Genomic DNA, 21,277 nt, shown 5'->3' on the forward strand with positions numbered 1-21,277 from the left:
AAGACCTCTAAAGAATCGCGGCGCCTGGCGCCACAATGACTAGAGATTAAGCGGCCAACCCATGCCGGGTTGGGCATGTGGTTTTAGAGGGCTGAGGCATGTCTAGAGTATGTCAAGTTACCGGTAAGGGTCCGGTGACTGGGAATAACATTTCCCACGCAAACAACAAAACCCGTCGTCGTTTCCTGCCTAACCTGCAGCATCACCGCTTCTGGGTTGAAGAAGAGAAACGTTTCGTGCGTCTGCGCGTATCTGCCAAAGGCATGCGTATCATCGACAAGCGCGGCATCACTGCCGTTCTGGCCGACATCCGCAAAGCTGGCAAGATCTAAGGGAGATAATCATGCGTGAATTGATTCGTTTGATTTCGAGCGCCGGTACTGGTCACTTCTACACTACCGACAAGAACAAGCGCACTACTCCGGACAAAATCGAGATCAAGAAATTTGATCCGGTTGTTCGCAAGCACGTGATCTACAAAGAAGGCAAAATCAAGTAATTGATTTTCCCCTCTTGTGAAAAAGGCCCGTATCGCGAGATACGGGCCTTTTTTGTGCCTGATGGATTTGTATTGTCTGTTCTGGCCTCATACAGAGATCCGGTTCAGCCCTGTCCTCAGGCCTTCTGCTCAAACGCCACATAAATCTTGCGGCACGGCTCAAGCACTTCCCAGGTGCCCCGGAACCCGGCCGGGATGACGAAGCGATCTCCGGCGCGCACGGTCTTGCTGTTGCCGTCGTTGGCGCGCAGCACCGAAACGCCCTGGATGATTTCGCAATACTCGTGCTCGGTGAAGTTCACGTGCCACTGGCCCACCGCACCTTCCCAGACACCGGCGTTCAACTGGCCGCACGGGCTGTTGTAGTGGTTGAACACCACCTGTTCAGGATCGCCCTTGAGGATTTTCGCCGGGTCTGGCCGGTAGCGTTCTGCCTCGGTGGTGGCCTGGCTGAAGTCGACGATGTTCTGGATGCTCATTGTTGTAATCCCCCGTGATTGCGGCGCGAGTGGCTGGAATGTCCAAAGTCTATGTTTATTAAATTGAACACCGCAAGGCCGTTTGCCGACCTTATGTCAAATATATTGAAACAACCCCGCTCACTGGTTTAGGGTGGCGGTTGCTCTGCGCCGATTAACAGGCTGGCCGGGCAGATTGCCGGGGACGCCCGCGAAAAACGCGCGGCGCTCGTATTCAATAAGAGGAGGACACTCGAATGACCACCCTGACTCGTGCCGATTGGGAGCAACGTGCTCGCGATCTGAAAATCGAAGGCCGCGCGTACATCAATGGCGAATACACCGATGCTGTCTCCGGCGAGACTTTTGACTGCATCAGCCCGGTCGATGGCCGTCTGCTGGGTAAGATCGCCAGCTGTGACGCTGCCGATGCCCAGCGTGCGGTGGAAAATGCCCGTGCCACATTCAATTCCGGCGTCTGGTCGCGCCTGGCGCCGACCAAGCGTAAAGCCACGATGATTCGCTTCGCCGGCCTGCTCAAGCAGCACGCCGAAGAGCTGGCCCTGCTCGAAACCCTGGACATGGGCAAGCCGATCAGCGACTCCCTGTACATCGACGTTCCCGGCGCGGCGCAAGCCCTGAGCTGGAGCGGTGAAGCCATCGACAAAATCTACGATGAAGTCGCCGCGACCCCGCACGACCAATTGGGCCTGGTCACCCGTGAGCCCGTGGGCGTGGTTGGCGCCATCGTGCCATGGAACTTTCCGCTGATGATGGCCTGCTGGAAGCTGGGGCCGGCGCTGTCCACCGGTAACTCGGTGGTGCTCAAGCCGTCGGAAAAATCACCGCTCACCGCCATCCGCATCGCGGCGCTGGCAGTCGAAGCTGGCATTCCGAAAGGTGTGCTGAACGTGCTGCCGGGTTACGGTCATACGGTCGGCAAGGCCCTGGGTCTGCACAATGACGTCGACACCCTGGTGTTTACCGGTTCGACCAAGATCGCCAAGCAACTGCTGGTCTACTCCGGCGAGTCGAACATGAAACGTGTCTGGCTCGAAGCCGGTGGCAAGAGCCCGAACATCGTGTTCGCCGATGCCCCGGACCTGCAAGCCGCCGCTGAGGCTGCCGCGGGTGCCATCGCCTTCAACCAGGGCGAAGTCTGCACCGCCGGATCGCGGCTGCTGGTCGAGCGTTCGATCAAGGATAAATTCCTGCCTCTGGTGATCGAAGCGTTGAAAACCTGGAAGCCGGGCAACCCGCTGGATCCGGCGACCAACGTTGGCGCGCTGGTCGATACCCAGCAGATGAATACCGTGCTGTCGTACATCGAGTCTGGCCACAGCGATGGCGCCAAACTGGTCGCTGGCGGCAAGCGTACGCTGCAGGAAACCGGTGGCACCTACGTTGAGCCGACGATTTTCGACGGCGTGAGTAATGCGATGAAAATCGCCCAGGAAGAAATTTTCGGCCCGGTGCTGTCGGTCATCGCCTTCGATACCGCCGAGGAAGCCATTGCGATTGCCAACGACACGCCGTATGGCCTGGCCGCTGCCGTGTGGACCCAGGACATCTCCAAGGCGCACCTCACTGCCCGCGCCTTGCGTGCCGGTAGCGTGTGGGTGAACCAATACGATGGTGGCGACATGACCGCCCCGTTCGGTGGCTTCAAGCAGTCTGGTAACGGCCGCGACAAGTCGCTGCACGCATTCGACAAATACACCGAACTGAAGGCGACCTGGATCAAGTTGTAAGCCGGTGACGAGGCCCTCAGGGGGCCTCTGAACTCCACAGATCCCTTGTGGGAGCGGGCTTGCTCGCGAATTCGGTGTGTCATTCAGCAATGATGTTGACTGACCCGCCGCATTCGCGAGCAAGCCCGCTCCCACATTTGCTTTGTGATGCCTGCAGAGAATAGTTATCCACAGGAGCGTGGAACATGCGTTGGGCGACTTATTTCGCCGTGTTGGCCGCTGTCTTGAGCGTTGGCCTGGCCCTGGGTGTGAGCATGCCGCTGGTGTCGTTTCGCCTGGAAGGCTGGGGCTACGGCTCGTTTGCCATTGGTGTGATGGCGGCAATGCCGGCGATTGGCGTGTTGCTGGGTGCGAAAATCTCCAGCCACCTGGCGGCGCGCCTCGGCACCGCCAATCTGATGCGCCTGTGCCTGTGGGCCGGGGCGGTATCGATCGGTCTGTTGGCCCTGTTGCCCAGTTACCCGGTGTGGCTGGTGCTGCGCCTGATGATCGGCGTCATCCTGACCTTGGTGTTCATCCTTGGCGAGAGCTGGATCAACCAGTTGGTCGTCGAGCAATGGCGCGGTCGGCTGGTGGCGCTGTATGGCAGCAGCTATGCGTTGAGCCAGTTGGCCGGCCCGGTGTTGCTGGGCGTATTGGGCACCGAGCACGATTACGGATTCTGGGTTGGCGTCGGCTTGCTCACGGCCGCACCGTTCCTGTTGCTGGGTCGCAGCGGCGCGCCCAGCAGCGAAGCGTGCAGCGTGACGTTTGGCGACTTGTGGGTGTTTTGCCGGGGGTTGCCGGCGATCGCCTGGGGCGTGGCATTGTTCGCCGCGTTCGAAGCAATGATCCTGACTTTGCTGCCGGTCTACTGCCTGCAACAGGGCTTTACCACGGACATCGCCCTGGCAATGGTCAGCACCGTCGTGGTGGGAGATGCCTTGCTGCAACTCCCGATCGGTGCGTTGGCGGATCGTCTGTCGCGTCGCACCCTGTTTGGCGGTTGCGCGGTGGTGCTGCTGCTTTCGAGCCTCGCCATCCCGTTGCTGCTCAATACGTTGTTGATCTGGCCGCTGTGGGTGCTGTTCGGCGCCAGTGCCGGTGGCTTGTTCACGTTGTCGCTGATCCTGATTGGCGAGCGATATCGCGACGATGCGCTGGTGCGAGCCAATGCGCACATTGCGCAGCTGTGGGGCGTGGGATGCCTGGTGGGGCCGCTGGTGGCTGGTGCGGGCAGTCAGTGGATCAGTGGGCACGCCTTGCCGTTGTTCATGGCCGCAGGGGCCTTGGGCCTGGTGATTCTGCTGACCCGACAGGGGGCGTTTGGCACGGTGGCCGAACCGGCCTGAGCCTGGCCTGGTCCCTTCTGCTTCCTTCTGTCCCCTGTAGGAGCGAGCATGCTCGCTCCTACAGGGGGAGGGGAAGTTTGAGTTAGAGCATCTTCTCCAACCCTACCGCCTTGCTGATCCACGCATTGAACCGGCGCCAGTAGCTGCCGGGCTCACGGGTCAGTGTGTGCATCTGGCCGTCGTCCTCGGTGACCCAGACAATCCGGTCATTTTCCAGTTTCACTTCATAGCTTAGCGGCGGTGCCATACCCTCCAGCGCTGCCTTACGCACATGGGTCGCCAGCTCGGGGCTGTCGACCAGCACGCCGACCTCAGTGTTCCACAGCACGGAGCGCGGATCGAAATTGAATGAGCCGATGAAAGATTTCTGCTGGTCGAAGATCATCGCCTTGCTGTGCAGGCTGGAATCGGAACCGCGAAACGACTTGCTGTAGAAGATGTGCGGCCCGCTGCCGCCGCCTTCGCCGGGCTGGCGACGCAATTCGTACAATTTCACCCCATGTTCCAGCAGCGCCCGGCGGTAGGGCGCATAACCGCCATGCACCGCCGGCACGTCGGTAGCCTCCAGCGAATTGGTCAACAGGCTGACCGAGACGCCGGCGTCTGCGCGGCCTGTGAGGTAAACCAGCCCTGGCTGTCCTGGGACGAAGTAGGCCGAGATCATGATCAGCTCTTTGCTGACCCTGTTGAGCTCAGGCGCCAACTGCGTGGTCAGCAGCAGGAGCGGGTCGGGCTCGCCGTCTGCCAGGACTTTGCTCGGCGCGTCCCACAACGCCTGGTTCCAGGCCCAGATCAGCTCTCGGCGCCAGATCTCCAGGCGCGGCTGTGTGGTGTAAGTCATCAGTTGTTGATACAGCGCGTGATTCTGTTTGCGCGTCTCTTCCAATGATTCTTCCAGGCGCGTGCGGGTGTTTTGCAGGTCCTTTTGCGTAGGCTTGCTCGACAGGAATTCGTCGATCGGCTTGCTCAGCGCGCTGTTCCAGTACTGGTCGAAACTGTGGCCAAGTTGCTCGGCGACCGGGCCGACGCTCAACAAGTCGATGTCGGTAAAATTGAGATTGGGTTCGGCATCGAAATATTCATCGCCCAGGTTGCGCCCGCCGACGATGGCCGCGCTGTTGTCGGCCAGCCACAACTTGTTGTGCATGCGCCGGTGTTGCAGCGACAGGTTGAACAGTCGACCCATGGCCCGCGTCACACCGGTGGAACGACCCAGGTGCAGTGGATTGAACAGGCGGATCTGGATCTGCGGGTGTGCGGCCAGCGTGGCGATGATCCAGTCCAGGCCATCGCTGGTGGTGTCGTCGAGCAGAATCCGGACTCGTACGCCACGGTCGGCTGCCTTGAGCAGTTCCTCCACCAGCATGCGCGTGCTGATGCCGTCGTGGACGATGTAGTACTGCAAATCGATGCTGCTTTGGGCGTTGCGGATCAGCTCGGCTCGGGCCATGAAGGCCTCGCTGCTGTTGGACAGCAGGCGAAAGCCGGATTTGCCTTCATGGGGCTTGGCCTGGGCCTGGATCGAGCGGCCAAACGCCGAATCACTGGCCGGCAGCGCCTGACTCGGGAGACGTTGCACATCCAGGCCGGCGCAGCCGCCCAAGAGTGAAGCGAGCAGCAAAAGACCAAGCAGGGGCTGTCTGACTCTCACGTAGGATCGTTCCGAATGGCGGCGGGTGTCGGCATATGGACGCTGATTAAAGCGAAAAAGTCAGTCAGTGAAGCTGTCATTTTCCGCGAGCAGTTTGATGGCTGCTGCGCCCACCTTGCGCACCGCTTCTTCGATCTGCGGTGTTGGCTTGGCAGCGTAGTTCATCCGCAGGCAATTACGATACTTGCCCGAGGCGGAAAAGATGCTGCCCACGGCAATCTGTACGCCTTCGTCGTGCAGCGCGCGATTGAGTTTCAAGGTGTCGAAGCCATCGGGTAGCTCCACCCACAGCATGAAGCTGCCCTGGGGACGGCTTGCCCGAGTGCCGGCGGGGAAATAGCGGCTGACCCAATCAATCATCATGTCGCGATTGCGCTGGTATTGCGTGCGCATCCGCCTTAAATGCGGTTCAAAGTGACCGGCCTTGAGAAATTCGGCAATGGCAATCTGCGGTTGCGGCGCGGTGGAACCCGTGCTGATGTACTTCATGTGCAGTACCCGCTCAAGATAGCGGCCCGGTGCAACCCAGCCAATGCGCAGGCCGGGGGCCAGGGTCTTGGAAAATGAACTGCAAAGAAGGACGCGGCCATCTTCGTCGAAGGATTTGATGGTGCGCGGTCGCGGGTAGTTGTAAGCCAATTCGCCATACACATCATCTTCGATAATCGCCACGTCGAAGCGCTGTGCCAGGGTCAGCAGGGCACGTTTGCGCGACTCCGGCATGATGTAGCCCAGCGGGTTATTGCAGTTGGGGGTCAACTGTATGGCCCTGATCGGCCATTGCTCCAGGGCCAGTTCCAGGGCATCGAGGCTGATCCCGGTGAGTGGGTCGGTGGGGATTTCCAGGGCTTTCATGTTCAAGCCCTTGAGCGTCTGCATGGCGCCATGAAAGCTCGGCGAGTCGACGGCAACGATGTCGCCCGGCTCGCAGATCGCGCGGATGCTGGTGGACAGCGCTTCGTGGCAACCGGTGGTGACCACCAGATCGTTGGCGGTCAACTGGCAGCCTGAATCGAGCATCAAACGGGCGATCTGTTCGCGCAGCTCCAGGGAACCGTGGATGTTGTCGTAATACAGCCCCGGCATGTCCTGTCGGCGACTGATGCGCGCGAGGTTGCGCAGCAGCGGCTTCATGGTGGGCGTGGTGATGTCCGGCATGCCGCGACCCAGTTGCACCACGTCCTTGCGGGGTACGGCGCGGATCAGTTCCAGCACTTGATCCCACTGCGAAATGTCCACCGGGCGCTGCGCCGGGCGGCCAATCGCCGGCAATTCCGGCAACTCACGGCCAACCGGCACGAAATAACCTGACTTGGGTTTGGGCATCGCCAGCCCGCTGTCTTCCAGTACCCGATAGGCCTGTTGCACCGTGCTCAGGCTGACCCCGTGCTCCACGCTCAAGGCCCGCACCGAGGGGAGCCGGTCACCGGGACGATAGAAGCCTTGTTCGATACGCGTGCCGAGCAATTCGGCGAGGTTTACGTACAGGGTCATGGCGCAGTCTCAAGGTGGGTGAATCGGCTGACCAGTACAGATCGAGCCAAAAATGCTGATTCAGTGGCGGAACCGGCAAATCTGTATGGAATTAATACCTGTGTATTGGATCTGTAATGCTTTTGCTCACCCACGCATCATGAAACCTCTGGCTACCCAAGTAAACAGGAGCAATCAACATGAACGGCTTGAGCGATGTGCGGCTGACGTTACGCAGTCAGGAACTGGAGGCAGGGCAGAAAAACGATGCGCGCGAGGTGCCCATGCGCAACGCCGCGTCGGGCCTCAGCCGCTGGGCCCTGTTCCGGCAACGTCTGCACACGCGCAAGGCATTGCTCGACCTGACGCCGGCGCAGCTCAAGGACATTGGCTTGAGCCGGGAACAGGCGTTGGAGGAGGGGTTGAAGCCTTTTTGGCGGATCTGATTTTGATGTTGTTTGTACCGGCCCCATCGCGGGCAAGCCCGCTCCCACAGTGGATCTGTATACACCGGACCATTGTGGGAGCGGGCTTGCCCGCGATGGGGCCGATACAGTCACCAAAAATCTGTCAGACCAACTCCTTTAGCCGATGCCACAACATCCCCAGCGCCAACAACGGCGAGCGTAAATGCCGGCCACCAGGAAACGTCATGTGTGGCACCTTGGCAAACAGATCGAACCCTCCACTGTGGTGGCCGCTGATGGCCTCGGCCAGCAACTTGCCCGCCAGGTGTGTGGCGTTCACCCCATGGCCGGAATACGCCTGGGCGTAATAGACATTGGGTTGATCCTTGAGCCGGCCGATCTGTGGCAGGCGATTGGCGCCGATGCCAATCATCCCGCCCCATTGATAGTCGATCCTCGCCCCATCCAGTTGCGGGAACACCTCAAGCATCTTCGGGCGCATGTACGCTGCGATATCCTTCGGATCTCGCCCTGAATAATGGCAGGCGCCCCCGAACAGCAAGCGCCGATCCGCCGAGAGTCGGTAGTAATCCAGCGCCACCCGCTGGTCACAGACCGCCATGTTCTGCGGCAGCAGCGCGTGAGCCTGCTCCTCGCTCAAGGGTTCGGTGGCGATGATGTAGCTGCCGGCGGGCAGCACTTTGCCGCTCAGTTGAGGGTTGAGCTGGTTGAGGTAGGCGTTGCAGCCCAGCACCAGGGTCTTGGCGCGTACCGAGCCCTGGGCGGTGCGTACTTTGACTTCGGGGCCGTAATCGATGCCGGTCACGGCTGACTGCTCGAACAGCTTCACGCCCCGTTGCTGTGCGGCGGCCGCTTCACCCAGCGCCAGGTTCAACGGATGCAAATGCCCCGAGCCCATGTCGATGAGGCCGCCAACATAACGATCTGAACCCACCACCGTGTGCATTTCACCCGCTTGCAGCAGTCGGGTTTCATACCTGTAACCCAGGCTGCGCAGTTCTTCGGCGTCTTCGGCAAAGCCTTCCAGGTCGCGGGGTTTGTTGGCGAGGTCGCAGTAACCCCAGGTCAAGTCGCAAGGGATCTGAAATCGCTCGACGCGCTGCCTCACGATTTCCACTGCCTCCAGGCCCATGAGTTTCATCTCACGCACGCCCTCCGAGCCGATCACGTTGGCGAACTGATCGAGGCCATGGCCGACGCCGCGGATCAATTGCCCGCCATTGCGCCCGCTGGCGCCCCAGCCCACCTTGCGGGCCTCGAGCAGCACCACATCGAGGCCGCGCTCGGCCAGTTCCAGCGCGGTGTTCAGGCCGGAAAACCCACCACCGACCACGCACACATCCGCCACCACCTCACCCGTCAGCGCTGGATAGTCGGGCTGAGACACGCTGCTGGCGGCGTAATAGGAGGCGGCGTGCTGGGCACCGGCGTTCATGGGCTTCATCCTGATTCGGGTCCTGATCAATTTGGCGGAGCATAAGCCGCGCCTTCCAATACGGGCAACATGGGTCGGTTAAGGCAGACGGGGTGGGGGTGTTTGCGGCAAAATCCTGGTTCTATACAGTTTTTGGGGTCCGTACCTGGATGAGTTGCAACAGTCAGAAGATCCGCGAGCTGCGTCAGCAAATTCCCTCGTTCGAGTGCGTACCCGGCTGCCATGACTGTTGCGGACCGGTGACGACTTCGCCCGAAGAAATGTCCCGCCTGCCGCGCAAGACCCGCGCCGAGCAGGACGCGGCGATGGAGGAGCTCAACTGTGTGCACCTGGGGCCAAATGGCTGCACGGTGTATGAGGAGCGCCCGCTGATCTGTCGGTTGTTCGGCACGACCAAAACGCTGCCATGCCCGAATGGGCGGCGGCCGGCGGAGTTGATTCATCCTCGGGTGGAGACGCAGGTGTTCGAGTACATGGCGGGGAATCGGCAGGTGTTGGTCTAGCCTTTGGACCGAGTCGCCTGCATCGTCGGAACGCCGCCCGGAGCAAGCCCGCTCCCACAGTATTTTGCGTCGGTCACAGGATCTGTGTTCACAGCAAACCCTGTGGGAGCGGGCTTGTCGAGGCGTCGAACCGCCGCGATGAGGTCCTGACAGGCCCCGCAAAAACTCAATCCGGAATCGGCAAGCTCAAGCTCTCCTTCACCTCTTCCATCACGATATAGCTCTTGGACTCGCGTACATGCGGCAGCTTGAGCAGGATGTCGCCCAGCAATTTGCGGTACGAGGCCATCTCGGAAATCCGCGCCTTCACCAGGTAGTCGAAGTCCCCTGACACCAGATGGCATTCCAGCACGTGAGGTAGTTTCAGCACGGCGCGCCGGAATTCTTCGAAAGTATCGCCAGACTTGTAGTCGAGACTGATCTCAACGAACACCAGCAGACTGCCCTTGAGGTGCTGCGGGTTGAGCCGGGCGTTGTAGCCCATGATGATTCCTTCGCGCTCCAGGCGCCGAACCCGCTCGGTACAGGGCGTGGTGGACAGCCCGACCTTTTCCCCAAGCTCAGTGAAGGAAATACGTCCGTCCGCTTGCAGGATCCGCAGGATGTTGCGGTCGATCTTGTCCAGCTCACGTTTTGTCTGTGTGTTGGTACGCATAGGGGATGCGCCTCCGTGAAAAGCGTTTTTGCCGAGAATTGTCGCCAAATATAGGCGCTTATATAGTGAAATGCACTGGCTAAACTTTTTTACACTGCCCACATCTACGGTCTGAACAACAAACGTCAGCGGCGTGCCGCGATGAGGGATACAACATGCGCGTTATGGTCTTGGGTAGCGGCGTCATCGGTACCACCAGTGCTTATTATCTGGCGCGTGCCGGGTTTGAAGTGGTGGTGGTGGATCGTCAGCCGGCTGCCGCCATGGAGACCAGTTTTGCCAACGCCGGCCAGGTATCGCCGGGTTATGCCTCACCGTGGGCCGCCCCAGGCGTGCCGCTCAAGGCCATCAAGTGGCTGTTGCAGCGCCACGCCCCGCTGGCCATCAAGGCTACCGCCGACATCGACCAGTACCTGTGGATGGCGCAGATGCTGCGTAACTGCACCGCCAGCCGTTATGCGGTGAACAAGGAGCGCATGGTCCGTCTGTCCGAGTACAGCCGCGACTGCCTGGACGAATTGCGGGCGGAAACCGGTATTGCCTACGAAGGCCGCAGCCTGGGGACTACCCAACTGTTCCGTACCCAGGCTCAACTCGATGGCGCCGCAAAAGACATCGCCGTTTTGAAAGAGTCGGGTGTGCCATTCGAATTGCTCGACCGTGAAGGCATTGCCCGTGTAGAACCGGCCCTGGCCAACGTCACGGACATCCTCGCCGGTGCCTTGCGCCTGCCGAACGACCAGACCGGCGACTGCCAGATGTTCACCACGCGCCTCGCCGAAATGGCCGTGAAACTCGGCGTGGAATTCCGTTTCGACCAGGACATCCAGCGTCTCGATTACGCCGGTGATCGCATCAACGGCGTCTGGATCGACGGCAAGCTGGAAACTGCCGATCGTTACGTGTTGGCGCTCGGCAGCTACTCGCCGCAACTGCTCAAGCCATTGGGCATCCGCGCGCCGGTGTACCCGCTCAAGGGTTACTCGTTGACCGTGCCAATCACCAATCCGGCGATGGCCCCGACTTCGACCATCCTGGACGAGACCTACAAGGTCGCGATCACCCGCTTCGACAACCGCATCCGCGTGGGCGGCATGGCGGAAATCGCCGGTTTTGACCTGTCGCTGAACCCGCGTCGACGCGAAACCCTGGAGATGATCGTCAACGACCTTTATCCTCAGGGCGGCAATCTGGCCGAGGCCAGTTTCTGGACCGGCCTGCGTCCGACCACGCCGGATGGCACGCCAATCGTGGGTGCGACCCCGTTTGGTAACCTGTTCCTGAACACCGGACACGGTACGCTTGGCTGGACCATGGCTTGCGGTTCCGGTCGCTTGCTGGCCGATCTGATGGCGAAGAAAACTCCGCAGATCAGTGCCGAAGGCCTCGATATTTCCCGTTATGGCAGCAAAATTCAGGAGACCGCAAAGCATGTCAATCCAGCGCCAGCTCACCAATGAGCGCATGAGCCAGATCGTTGTCCATGGGGGCACCGTTTACCTGGCGGGGCAAGTAGGCGACGACATGAACGCCGGGATTGAGCAGCAAACCCGGGAGACCCTGGCCAACATCGAGCGCATGCTGGATCTGGCCGGGACCGACAAAAGCCGATTGCTGTCGGTAACGATTTACCTGAAGGACATCGACGCGCACTTCGCCGGCATGAACTCGGTGTGGGACACCTGGCTGCCAAAAGGCGTAGCCCCGGCCCGTGCCACCGTTGAAGCGAAATTGTGTGAGCCGCAGATCCTGGTGGAACTGTCGGTGGTCGCCGCGCTGCCGTAAACGTTCGCGCCAATACAACGATCCCTCTCCCGGTGCTGTTGGTGGTCTAACGCCATCAGCCAGCGCCGGTTTTTATTTCCACGACCGCCCAGAAGCCTGCCGCCATGCGCCCAGCCCGTGCCCTGATCGACCTCCAAGCCCTGCGTCACAACTACCGCATTGCCCGTGAAACCACTGGCGCCCGCGCGCTCGCGGTGATCAAGGCCGACGCCTACGGCCATGGTGCGGTGCGCTGCGCCCAGGCGCTGGAAGCCGAAGCGGACGGTTTTGCCGTGGCGTGCATCGAAGAAGCGCTGGAGCTTCGAGCCGCGGGCATCCGGGCGCCGGTGTTGTTGCTGGAAGGTTTTTTCGAAGCCGACGAACTGCCGTTGATCGTCGAGCACGATTTCTGGTGTGTGGTGCATTCGCTGTGGCAGCTCGAAGCCATTGAAAAAGCCACCCTGAGCAAGCCAATCACTGTCTGGCTCAAGCTCGATTCGGGTATGCACCGGGTTGGCCTGCATCCCAGGGACTATCAGGCCGGATACCAGCGTTTGCTGGCCAGCGGCAAGGTGGCAAAGATCGTATTGATGAGCCATTTCGCTCGCGCCGATGAACTCCACAGCCAGGCCAGCATTGAGCAAGTGGCGGTGTTCGAAGCGGCGCGGCAGGGCTTGTCAGCCGAAATCAGCCTGCGCAACTCACCGGCGGTTCTCGGTTGGCCGCAGATCCCCAGCGATTGGGTCCGTCCGGGGATCATGCTCTACGGCACCACGCCGTTCGAGGAATCCAACGCCGTGGCATCGCGCCTGCAGCCGGTGATGACCCTGGAATCGAAAGTGATCTGCGTGCGTGAACTGCCGGCCGGCGAGCCGATCGGTTACGGCGCCCGATTCATCACCGACAAGCCAATGCGCGTTGGCGTGGTTGCCATGGGCTACGCCGATGGTTATCCGCGCCAGGCACCGACGGGCACGCCGGTTTTGGTGGCGGGGCAGCGCAGCCGGTTGATTGGCCGGGTGTCGATGGACATGCTGTGCATCGACTTGACCGATGTTGCGCAGTCGGGCCTGGGATCGACCGTAGAGTTGTGGGGCAAGAACATCCTGGCTAGCGACGTTGCTGCCGCGGCCGAGACGATTCCCTACCAGATCTTCTGCAACCTGCGCCGGGTGCCAGTGCTCTATTCCGGGGATTGAAACATCGTCTCTCGATCCGCCAGGGCGGGATCGGCCCCCAAGTGTTGTAAATACTGAACGCTGTCGCCATGATGACGCTCAATATTCCTACAACATGATTCCTGGAGGCTCCTGCCTTGGACGTCGGTGAACGACTGCAATCCATCCGTAAGCTCAAAGGCCTTTCGCAGCGTGAACTCGCCAAACGCGCGGGCGTCACCAATAGCACCATTTCGATGATCGAGAAAAACAGCGTGAGCCCCTCGATCAGTTCGCTGCGCAAGGTCCTGGGCGGGATACCCATGTCCATGGTCGAGTTCTTTTCCGAAGAGATCCTGCAGGAAGTCCCGACCCAGATCGTCTACAAAGCCAACGAGCTGATCGACATCTCCGATGGCGCCGTGACCATGAAACTGGTCGGCCGCGCTCATCCGAGCCGGGCCATCGCATTCCTTACCGAGGTGTACCCACCGGGCGCTGATACTGGCGAAGAAATGCTCACCCATGAGGGCGAGGAAACCGGAATTCTGGTGGAAGGGCGGCTGGAGCTGGTGGTCGGGCTGGAAACTTTTGTGCTTGAGGCCGGCGATAGCTACTACTTTGAGAGTACCAAGCCGCATCGTTTCCGCAATCCGTTCGACGCGCCGGCGCGACTAATCAGCGCAGCTACACCGGCGAATTTCTAACAGAAGAGGCGTCCTGCCAGCATGGCAGCGGCACCCGAAGGGTTTTTCCGTGGTGCAACAAGACCCCTTCGACTTTGGGGTTGTTTCAGTGCGACGGGCTAACCGTTATACTTGCGCCCGCCTGCGAACCGTGGCCGTAGGCGTGACTAGCCACCATGAGGGTGAACGCGTGAACCTAATTATGAAAATGCTGGCTGTACCAGCAACCGTATTGGCCCTATGGGCTGCCAGCGCTCAAGCTGCGACCAACGACGAAATCGTCAAACGCATCGAGCCTGTCGGCAAGGTCTGCGTGACCGGTCAGGAATGCAAGGGCATGGAAGTCGCTGCGGCGACTGGCGGTGGTGGTGCCAAGGCACCCAAAGACGTCATTGCCAAACACTGCAACGCTTGCCACGGTACCGGCCTGCTGGGCGCGCCGAAAATCGGCGACAAGGCTGCCTGGAAAGAGCGCGCCGACCACCAGGGCGGCCTCGACGGCATCCTGGCAAAGGCCATCACAGGCATCAACGCCATGCCGCCTAAAGGCACCTGCGCCGACTGCTCCGACGATGAGCTCAAGGGCGCAATCAAAGAGATGTCCGGCCTGTAATACGCCCGTCTCTTGCACAAAAAGCCGCTTTCGAGCGGCTTTTTTGGGCCCGAAATTTCACCATCCGCCTTCATGTTCCTGTGGGAGCGGGCTTGCCCGCGAAGACGTCGGCACATCCGGCAACAACATATCTGGCACACCGCTTTCGCGGGCAGGCCCGCTCCCACAGGGGCGGCGGTGTCCATGGTATGTGATTGCCCATTCAACACTGTTCAATGCAGCAAAGACCCGTCAATCTCGGTCCAACCCAAATGCCAAGGGAGGATCAGATGGTGCAGCTGTGTTCTATCGAGCAAGCGGTTGATGAGGTGTTGGCCCGGTTGCCGGCGCATATCCACATGGGCCTGCCGCTGGGGCTGGGCAAGCCCAATCCATTCGTCAACGCGCTGTACCAGCGGATAGCGCAGTTGCCCGAGCGGCGGCTGACGATCTATACCGCGCTTTGCCTGGGCCGGCCGGCGTTGGGCGATGGGTTGCAGAAGCGCTTTCTTGAGCCCTTTATTGAGCGTGTGTTTGGTGACTACCCGGAGCTGGATTTCCTGGTGGGCCTGCGCAAGGACGATTTGCCGTCCAACATCCACATCCAGCAATTCTTCATGCAGCCTGGCAGCCTGTTGCACAGCGTCACTGCGCAGCAGGATTACGTCAGCAGCAACTACAGCCATGCCGCGCGGGACATCAATGCCGCCGGTTTGAACCTGGTGGCGCAAATGGTCGCCAGTGATGCTGACCACCCGGATCGCCTGAGCCTGAGCTGCAACCCGGACATCACCCTCGACCTGATGCCGATGATCGACAAGCGCCGGGCGTCCGGGGAGACCGTTCTGCTGGTGGGCCAGGTGCATGGCGACTTGCCCTACATGCCCGGTGACGCGGAAGTCGGCATCGATGCATTTGACCTGCTGATCGACGAGAAGGACAACACCACACTGTTCTCTACGCCCAACATGCCGGTGGGTTTCCAGGATCATTTGATTGGCCTGCACGCCAGTACGCTGGTGCGTGACGGCGGGACGTTGCAGATAGGCATCGGCGCCATGGGTGACGCGTTGACGGCCGCATTGTTGGCGCGGCAGGCGGATAACCAGGGTTACAAGGCGTTACTGGACGATGTGAACCTCAGCCAGTGGGCGCAGTTGATCAAACGAGAAGGCGGGCTCGAGCCCTTCGCCAAGGGCCTCTACGGCTGCAGCGAAATGTTCGTCAACGGCCTGCTGGTGCTGGCCGAGGCCGGTATCGTGCGGCGCAAGGTCTACCCTGATGTGCCGACCCAGCTCCGGGCGAATGCCGGCACCCTCGATGAAGCGGCGCAACCCGATGGGATCTCGGTGCATGGCGGTTTCTTCCTCGGCCCGCGCAGTTTCTACGAGCGTTTGCGTGAGTTACCCCAGAGCAAGCGTCGCGAATTCAACATGACCCGCATCAGTTACATCAACGAGCTCTATGGTCAGGAAGAACTCAAGCGTTTACAGCGCCTCGATGCGCGCTTTATCAATACGGTATTCACCATGACCCTGCTCGGCGCCGGAGTGGCCGATCAGCTCGAGGACGGTCGGGTGCTCAGCGGCGTGGGCGGGCAATACAACTTCGTTGCCCAGGGCCACGCATTGGAAGGCGCGCGCTCGATCCTGCTGTTGCGCAGCTGGCGCGAGGCGGGCGGTGACGTCAGTTCCAACATCGTCTGGGAGTACGGGCATTGCACCATCCCAAGGCACTTGCGGGACATCGTGGTCACCGAGTACGGCATCGCCGATCTGCGCGGCCAGACCGATTCAGCGGTGATTGAGGCCTTGCTGAACATCAGCGATTCCCGCTTCCAGCCCGGGCTTATCGAGCAGGCTCAGAAAGCCGGCAAGTTGCCAAAGTCTTTCCGCATCGATCCTCGCTTTGCCGACAACACTCCCGAGCGCTTGCAGGCCATTGCTGCGCGGCATCCGCAGCTGTTTCCGGAGTATCCGCTGGGCTGTGATTTCACTGCGCAGGAGCGCGATCTGCTGCGGGCGCTGAACTGGCTGAAGAGCAAGTTCAAGCTCACCGAAATTCTGGAGTTGGGCAAGGCGGCGCTGGATGCACCTGAGGCCGGGGCTTTTCCAGAGCATCTGGAGCGCATGGGGCTGACGCAGCCGGAGGGGTTGAAGGAGGAACTGTTTCAGCGGCTGTTGCTCACGGGCCTCAAGGCCACCGCGCAGTAACGGTCAATACAAAACAACTGTGGGAGCGAGCAAGCCCGCTCCCACAGGTTCCGTCATCACTCGATGAAGGTCACAACCCCATCCGCCAGCGACTTCACCCGCGCCAGCGACTCAACGCGATAACCCTGGGCATCCAGCTCGGCACGGCCACCCTGGAACGACTTCTCGATCACGATCCCCAGGCCTGCCACGGTGGCGCCGGCCTGCTTGATGATCGAGATCAGCGCCTGGGACGCCTTACCGTTGGCCAGGAAGTCGTCGATGATCAGCACGCGGTCGCTGCTGGTCAGGTGGCGTGGGGAGATGGCCACGGTGCTCTCGACCTGCTTGGTGAACGAGTACACGGTCGCCGACAGCAGGTTTTCAGTCAGGGTCAGGGACTGGTGCTTGCGTGCAAAAATCACCGGAACGCCAAGGTTCAGGCCGGTCATGATCGCGGGGGCAATGCCCGAGGCTTCGATGGTGACGATCTTGGTGATGCCCGAATCCTTGAACAATGCGGCGAATTCGTCACCGATCAGCTTCATCAGGGCCGGGTCGATCTGGTGGTTCAGAAAGGCATCGACTTTCAGGACCTGGTCGGAAAGCACGATGCCTTCTTCGCGGATTTTCTTGTGCAGGGCTTCCATGAAGCTGTCCTCATTTGACGCCATTGGCGCCGAAGGTCTAGTGAAAATGGTCAATTCTAGCGCTTTAACATCGCGCGTATATCTGCCAATGCGGAATTGCCCCGAACGGCTTTGACTTCGGTCGGGGTGTCGTCGTTGCCTTCCCAAGCCAGGTCGTCCGGCGGCAGCTCATCGAGGAAGCGACTCGGTGCGCAATCGATGATCTCGCCGTATTGCTTGCGCTTGGCGGCGAAGGTGAACGCCAGTGTCTGGCGAGCGCGGGTAATCCCCACGTAAGCCAGGCGCCGTTCTTCTTCGATGGTGTCGGCTTCGATGCTGGAGCGGTGCGGGAGGATTTCCTCTTCCATGCCCATGATGAACACGTAGGGGAATTCCAGGCCCTTGGACGCATGCAAGGTCATCATCTGCACGCCTTCGGCGCCGTCTTCCTCTTCCTGCTGGCGTTCCAGCATGTCACGCAGGACGAGCTTGCCGATGGCGTCTTCGACGGTCATTTCGCCGTCTTCGTCTTTTTCCAGGGTGTTCTTCAAGGCCTCGATCAGAAACCAGACGTTGCTCATCCGGTAGTCCGCCGCCTTGTCACTGGAACTGTTGGTGCGCAGCCAGTTCTCGTAGTCGATGTCCATGACCATGCTGCGCAGCGCAGAAATCGGGTCTTCGCCCGCGCATTGCTCGCGGACTTTGTCCATGAAGCGCTTGAAGCGCGACAGGCGATCAGTGAAGCGGCTGTCCAGATGCTCGCCCAGGCCGATTTCATCGGTGGCGGCGTACATCGAAATCTTGCGTTCGGTGGCGTAGTTGCCGAGTTTTTCCAGGGTGGTCGAACCGATTTCCCGGCGCGGGACGTTGATGACCCGCAGGAAGGCGTTGTCGTCGTCCGGGTTCACGATCAGGCGGAAATAGGCCATCAGATCTTTGACTTCCTGACGGCCGAAGAAGCTGTTGCCACCCGAGAGACGGTAGGGCACCTGGTGATGTTGCAACTTCAACTCGATCAGCTTGGCCTGATAGTTACCGCGATACAGAATGGCGAAATCGCTGTATGGCCGGTCGGTGCGCAAGTGCAGGCTGAGGATTTCCATGGCCACGCGCTCGGCTTCGGCGTCTTCGTTGCGGCACCGGATCACGCGGATTTCGTCGCCGTGGCCCATCTCACTCCACAACTGCTTTTCGAATTCGTGCGGGTTGTTCGAAATCAGCACGTTGGCGCAGCGCAAAATGCGGCTGGTGGAGCGGTAGTTCTGCTCCAGCATCACCACTTTCAAGGACGGGTAGTCTTCCTTGAGCAACATCAGGTTTTCCGGGCGTGCGCCGCGCCAGGCATAGATCGACTGGTCGTCGTCGCCTACCACGGTGAACTGGTTGCGCTTGCCAATCAGCATTTTCACCAGCAGGTATTGGCTGGCGTTAGTGTCCTGGTATTCGTCCACCAGCAAGTAGCGCACCTTGTTCTGCCACTTTTCCAGAATGTCGGCGTGCTCTTCGAACAGCTTCACCGGCAGCAGGATCAGGTCGTCGAAGTCCACCGCGTTGAACGCCTTGAGCGTGCGTTGATAGTGGGTGTAGACGATCGCAGCGGTCTGCTCCTTGGGGTTGCGCGCGTTTTCCAGGGCCACGGCCGGCAGGATCAGGTCGTTTTTCCAGGCGCCGATCATATTCTTGATCTCGTCCACGCCGTCGTCGCCCGAGTATTCCTTCTGCATGATGTCGGTCATCAGAGCCTTGACGTCAGTCTCGTCAAAGATCGAAAACCCGGGCTTGTAGCCCAGTCGCACGTGTTCCTTGCGAATGATGTTCAGGCCCAGGTTGTGGAACGTGCACACCGTCAGGCCCCGGCCCTCACCCGCACGTAGCAGGGTGCCGACCCGCTCCTTCATCTCGCGCGCGGCCTTGTTGGTGAACGTCATGGCGACGATGTACTGCGCGCGAATGCCGCAGTTCTGGATCAGGTGGGCGATCTTGCGCGTGATTACACTGGTCTTGCCGGAGCCTGCACCGGCGAGCACCAAAAGAGGGCCGCCGACGTAGTTCACGGCTTCTTGCTGCCGGGGATTGAGTCGGGACATAGGTCTGTCAGGGGTCAGTCAGAAAATGGGCCGGCATTTTAACAGGCTCACAGAATTGTGCTGCTCTGTCCGACTTGTGACGTAACACGCGATTCATATTTGCCGGTTTTGATACTTTCACGCAGGATGCGCGAAGAATTTGCGTCTAATGTACGTAATTCCGGATACAAGGCGCTCGTTTGATAACTGATGTCGTTTGGTCATTGGTTGTCAGCACGGCATAATGCCAGCCGCCTACATCATTGCAGAGTCTAGGGAGCAAGCTTGTCTACGCCTGTCGAACCCTTGCGTTTGCTGCTACTGGCCGAAGAGCCAGCGTGGGCAGCGTTGTTGCGCGAGTGCCTGGCTCCGATGGGGAGCTCGGCCGTGCTCATCAGCGCTCCGAGCTGGGAATCGGTCAGCACGCTGTTCGATGACAACCGCAGTGCGGTGTTGTTGACGGTACCGGCCCTTCAACCGGCGCCGGGGCGGTGCAATTTGCCGACGGTGTTGCTGCTCGAACAGGAGCCGCAACTGCCGCCCGATGGCGTGAGCGACTGGTTGGTGCGCGACCATCTTGACTCGGGCATGCTGCGCCGCTGCCTGCGGCATGTGCGCGAGCGCGGCTTGCTGGAAAACACCCTGCAACGCCTGGCCGAACAGGACCCTTTGACCGGCATCGCCAACCGCCAGGGCTTCCAGACCCTGCTGGCCGCGCGACTGGCGGAAAACGAAGGCCGCGGCGTGGCCTTGGGGCATCTCGACCTCGACAACTTCCGTCATGCCAACGACGCGCTGGGTCATCAGGCCGGCGACCGGCTGATCCTGCAAGTGGTCGCGCGCCTGAAAAGCCAGCTCGAAGCCGGCGATCAACTGGCACGCCTGGGCAGTGACGAGTTCGCCTTGCTGATCGACACCCGCCGTGCACCCCAACGTGCCGAGTGGATGGCCGAGCGCATCACCGAAGCCTTGGCTGAACCTTACTGGGTCGACGGCGAAAGCCTGTTGATCGGCTCCAGCCTGGGCATTGCCCACGCTCGCGCCCAGGCTGGCGCGGACCCGCTGATGTGGCACGCGCACATCGCCATGCAGCAGGCCAAAAGCACCCAGGGCTGCACCTTTCACATCTTCAACGAGCGCATCAATCGCAATGCCCGCAGCATGGCCGACCTTGAAAGCGAGCTGCGCCGGGCCTTGCGTCGCGATGAGCTGGAGCTGCATTACCAGCCACGCATGAACCTTGAGGACGGCCAGATCGTCGGCCTCGAAGCCCTCGTGCGCTGGCGTCACGCCGAGCGCGGCTTGCTTCCACCGAGTGAGTTCGTGCCGCTGGCCGAGCAAAGCGGCTTGATCGTGCCGCTGGGTTACTGGGTGATTTCCCGTGCCTTGCGTGACATGCAAGTGCTGCGCGAGCGTGGCTTGCCAGCCCTGCACATGGCCATCAACCTGTCGTTCCGACAGTTCCAGGACAGTCAGTTGCTGTCGACCCTGAGCCGGTTGATTGCCGAGCGTGGCGTCGAAGCGCAGTGGCTGGAGTTCGAGTTGACTGAAACAGCGGTCATGCGTCGCAGCGACCTTGTTCAACAGACCATGGATGCCCTGGGTCGCCTGGGCGTGCGTTTTTCGCTCGACGATTTCGGGACCGGATTCTCGTCCTTCGTGCACCTCAACAGCCTGCCAATTGCGCTGCTCAAGGTCGACAAGAGCTTTGTCGGCGGCATGGAGGAGCGCGAGGAAAACCGCAAGCTGGTCCACGCGATGATCAACCTGGCGCACAACCTCAATCTGGAAGTCGTCGCCGAAGGGGTGGAAACGCCGGAGCAACTGGAATTGTTGCGTGGCTTTGGTTGCGATCAGGTGCAGGGATATCTGATCAGCAAGCCGCTCCCGTTGGCTGAGTTGGTGGATTATCTGAGCTTTGGCAGCAGTCAGCAGCCGGCGTTGGAGATTGTGGGTTAAACACTGACCGAATGTGGGAGCGGGCTTGCTCGCTCCCACAGGGGATAT

At 60.5% G+C, this 21,277-nt stretch carries 20 protein-coding genes; 13 read left to right on the forward strand and 7 right to left on the reverse strand.

Features of this window, described 5'->3' with window-relative positions; genetic code table 11:
* Window positions 1–98: 98 nt before the first annotated feature.
* Window positions 99–332, forward strand: a complete 234-nt coding sequence (rpmB, locus tag AB4O36_RS26745) for a 50S ribosomal protein L28 (protein ID WP_077044789.1) — start codon at window positions 99–101, stop codon at window positions 330–332.
* An 11-nt stretch (window positions 333–343) separates the two neighbouring features.
* Entirely contained in the window at window positions 344–499 is a 156-nt protein-coding gene (gene rpmG / locus AB4O36_RS26750) for a 50S ribosomal protein L33 (RefSeq protein ID WP_007894709.1), read from the forward strand.
* Window positions 500–615: 116 nt separating this feature from the next.
* On the opposite strand, the gene AB4O36_RS26755 is transcribed toward rpmG, so the two are convergent.
* Window positions 616–978 carry a cupin domain-containing protein gene (locus tag AB4O36_RS26755; protein WP_460140659.1) on the reverse strand — a complete coding sequence of 121 codons (363 nt, stop codon included), beginning with the start codon at window positions 976–978 and terminating at the stop codon, window positions 616–618.
* 236 nt (window positions 979–1,214) lie between these two features.
* Between AB4O36_RS26755 and AB4O36_RS26760 the strand changes: the two genes are divergently transcribed.
* Window positions 1,215–2,708: an aldehyde dehydrogenase gene (locus AB4O36_RS26760; RefSeq protein ID WP_460119692.1), complete on the forward strand. Its 1,494-nt coding sequence runs from the start codon at window positions 1,215–1,217 to the stop codon at window positions 2,706–2,708.
* Between the two features lie 185 nt (window positions 2,709–2,893).
* Window positions 2,894–4,039 carry an MFS transporter gene (locus AB4O36_RS26765; protein ID WP_460119694.1) on the forward strand — a complete coding sequence of 382 codons (1,146 nt, stop codon included), beginning with the start codon at window positions 2,894–2,896 and terminating at the stop codon, window positions 4,037–4,039.
* An 82-nt stretch (window positions 4,040–4,121) separates the two neighbouring features.
* On the opposite strand, the gene AB4O36_RS26770 is transcribed toward AB4O36_RS26765, so the two are convergent.
* The gene (locus AB4O36_RS26770) at window positions 4,122–5,690 is read right to left on the reverse strand and encodes a phospholipase D family protein (protein ID WP_460140660.1); all 1,569 of its coding nucleotides are present in this window, start codon (window positions 5,688–5,690) and stop codon (window positions 4,122–4,124) included.
* A 60-nt stretch (window positions 5,691–5,750) separates the two neighbouring features.
* Window positions 5,751–7,184 (reverse strand): aminotransferase-like domain-containing protein, encoded by a 1,434-nt coding sequence (locus AB4O36_RS26775; protein ID WP_460119697.1) that lies wholly within the window; start codon window positions 7,182–7,184, stop codon window positions 5,751–5,753.
* A 179-nt stretch (window positions 7,185–7,363) separates the two neighbouring features.
* Here AB4O36_RS26775 and AB4O36_RS26780 point away from each other — a divergent pair, with 179 nt between their 5' ends.
* On the forward strand, window positions 7,364–7,609 hold the full coding sequence (locus tag AB4O36_RS26780) for a DUF1127 domain-containing protein (RefSeq protein ID WP_460140661.1): 246 nt from the start codon (window positions 7,364–7,366) through the stop codon (window positions 7,607–7,609).
* Window positions 7,610–7,733: 124 nt separating this feature from the next.
* Here the strand turns inward: AB4O36_RS26780 and AB4O36_RS26785 are convergent, their stop codons facing one another.
* A complete protein-coding gene (locus AB4O36_RS26785; protein WP_460140662.1) occupies window positions 7,734–9,026 on the reverse strand; it encodes an NAD(P)/FAD-dependent oxidoreductase in 1,293 nt (430 codons plus the stop codon).
* 149 nt (window positions 9,027–9,175) lie between these two features.
* On the opposite strand from AB4O36_RS26785, the gene AB4O36_RS26790 reads away from it, so the two are divergent.
* On the forward strand, window positions 9,176–9,529 hold the full coding sequence (locus AB4O36_RS26790) for a YkgJ family cysteine cluster protein (RefSeq protein ID WP_460140663.1): 354 nt from the start codon (window positions 9,176–9,178) through the stop codon (window positions 9,527–9,529).
* A 166-nt stretch (window positions 9,530–9,695) separates the two neighbouring features.
* Here AB4O36_RS26790 and AB4O36_RS26795 read toward each other — a convergent pair whose 3' ends face one another.
* The gene (locus AB4O36_RS26795; protein WP_003177284.1) at window positions 9,696–10,184 is read right to left on the reverse strand and encodes an Lrp/AsnC ligand binding domain-containing protein; all 489 of its coding nucleotides are present in this window, start codon (window positions 10,182–10,184) and stop codon (window positions 9,696–9,698) included.
* A gap of 155 nt (window positions 10,185–10,339) precedes the next feature.
* On the opposite strand from AB4O36_RS26795, the gene dadA reads away from it, so the two are divergent.
* The 6 genes from dadA to AB4O36_RS26825 all read left to right on the forward strand — a co-directional run bounded on the left by dadA (window position 10,340) and on the right by AB4O36_RS26825 (window position 16,596).
* The gene (gene dadA, locus AB4O36_RS26800; RefSeq protein WP_460119705.1) at window positions 10,340–11,644 is read left to right on the forward strand and encodes a D-amino acid dehydrogenase; all 1,305 of its coding nucleotides are present in this window, start codon (window positions 10,340–10,342) and stop codon (window positions 11,642–11,644) included.
* Window positions 11,616–11,969 carry a RidA family protein gene (locus AB4O36_RS26805; protein WP_460119707.1) on the forward strand — a complete coding sequence of 118 codons (354 nt, stop codon included), beginning with the start codon at window positions 11,616–11,618 and terminating at the stop codon, window positions 11,967–11,969. Before dadA ends, AB4O36_RS26805 begins: the two co-directional genes overlap by 29 nt.
* Window positions 11,970–12,073: 104 nt before the next feature.
* Window positions 12,074–13,147 carry an alanine racemase gene (gene alr / locus AB4O36_RS26810; protein WP_460140664.1) on the forward strand — a complete coding sequence of 358 codons (1,074 nt, stop codon included), beginning with the start codon at window positions 12,074–12,076 and terminating at the stop codon, window positions 13,145–13,147.
* A 116-nt stretch (window positions 13,148–13,263) separates the two neighbouring features.
* Window positions 13,264–13,812, forward strand: a complete 549-nt coding sequence (locus AB4O36_RS26815) for a cupin domain-containing protein (RefSeq protein WP_460119711.1) — start codon at window positions 13,264–13,266, stop codon at window positions 13,810–13,812.
* Window positions 13,813–13,993: 181 nt separating this feature from the next.
* Window positions 13,994–14,404, forward strand: coding sequence for a c-type cytochrome (locus tag AB4O36_RS26820; protein WP_460142180.1), 411 nt, complete (start codon window positions 13,994–13,996; stop codon window positions 14,402–14,404).
* Window positions 14,405–14,673: 269 nt separating this feature from the next.
* Window positions 14,674–16,596 (forward strand): acetyl-CoA hydrolase/transferase C-terminal domain-containing protein, encoded by a 1,923-nt coding sequence (locus tag AB4O36_RS26825; RefSeq protein ID WP_460119713.1) that lies wholly within the window; start codon window positions 14,674–14,676, stop codon window positions 16,594–16,596.
* A 56-nt stretch (window positions 16,597–16,652) separates the two neighbouring features.
* Here the strand turns inward: AB4O36_RS26825 and AB4O36_RS26830 are convergent, their stop codons facing one another.
* Both AB4O36_RS26830 and rep read right to left on the reverse strand, forming a co-directional pair.
* Window positions 16,653–17,225, reverse strand: coding sequence for a xanthine phosphoribosyltransferase (locus AB4O36_RS26830; RefSeq protein WP_460119715.1), 573 nt, complete (start codon window positions 17,223–17,225; stop codon window positions 16,653–16,655).
* A gap of 56 nt (window positions 17,226–17,281) precedes the next feature.
* Window positions 17,282–19,291: a DNA helicase Rep gene (gene rep, locus AB4O36_RS26835; RefSeq protein ID WP_460140665.1), complete on the reverse strand. Its 2,010-nt coding sequence runs from the start codon at window positions 19,289–19,291 to the stop codon at window positions 17,282–17,284.
* A 264-nt stretch (window positions 19,292–19,555) separates the two neighbouring features.
* Here rep and AB4O36_RS26840 point away from each other — a divergent pair, with 264 nt between their 5' ends.
* The gene (locus AB4O36_RS26840) at window positions 19,556–21,229 is read left to right on the forward strand and encodes a putative bifunctional diguanylate cyclase/phosphodiesterase (protein ID WP_460119719.1); all 1,674 of its coding nucleotides are present in this window, start codon (window positions 19,556–19,558) and stop codon (window positions 21,227–21,229) included.
* Window positions 21,230–21,277: the final 48 nt, after the last annotated feature.

It is taken from the genome of Pseudomonas sp. S2_E01 (assembly GCF_054668365.1).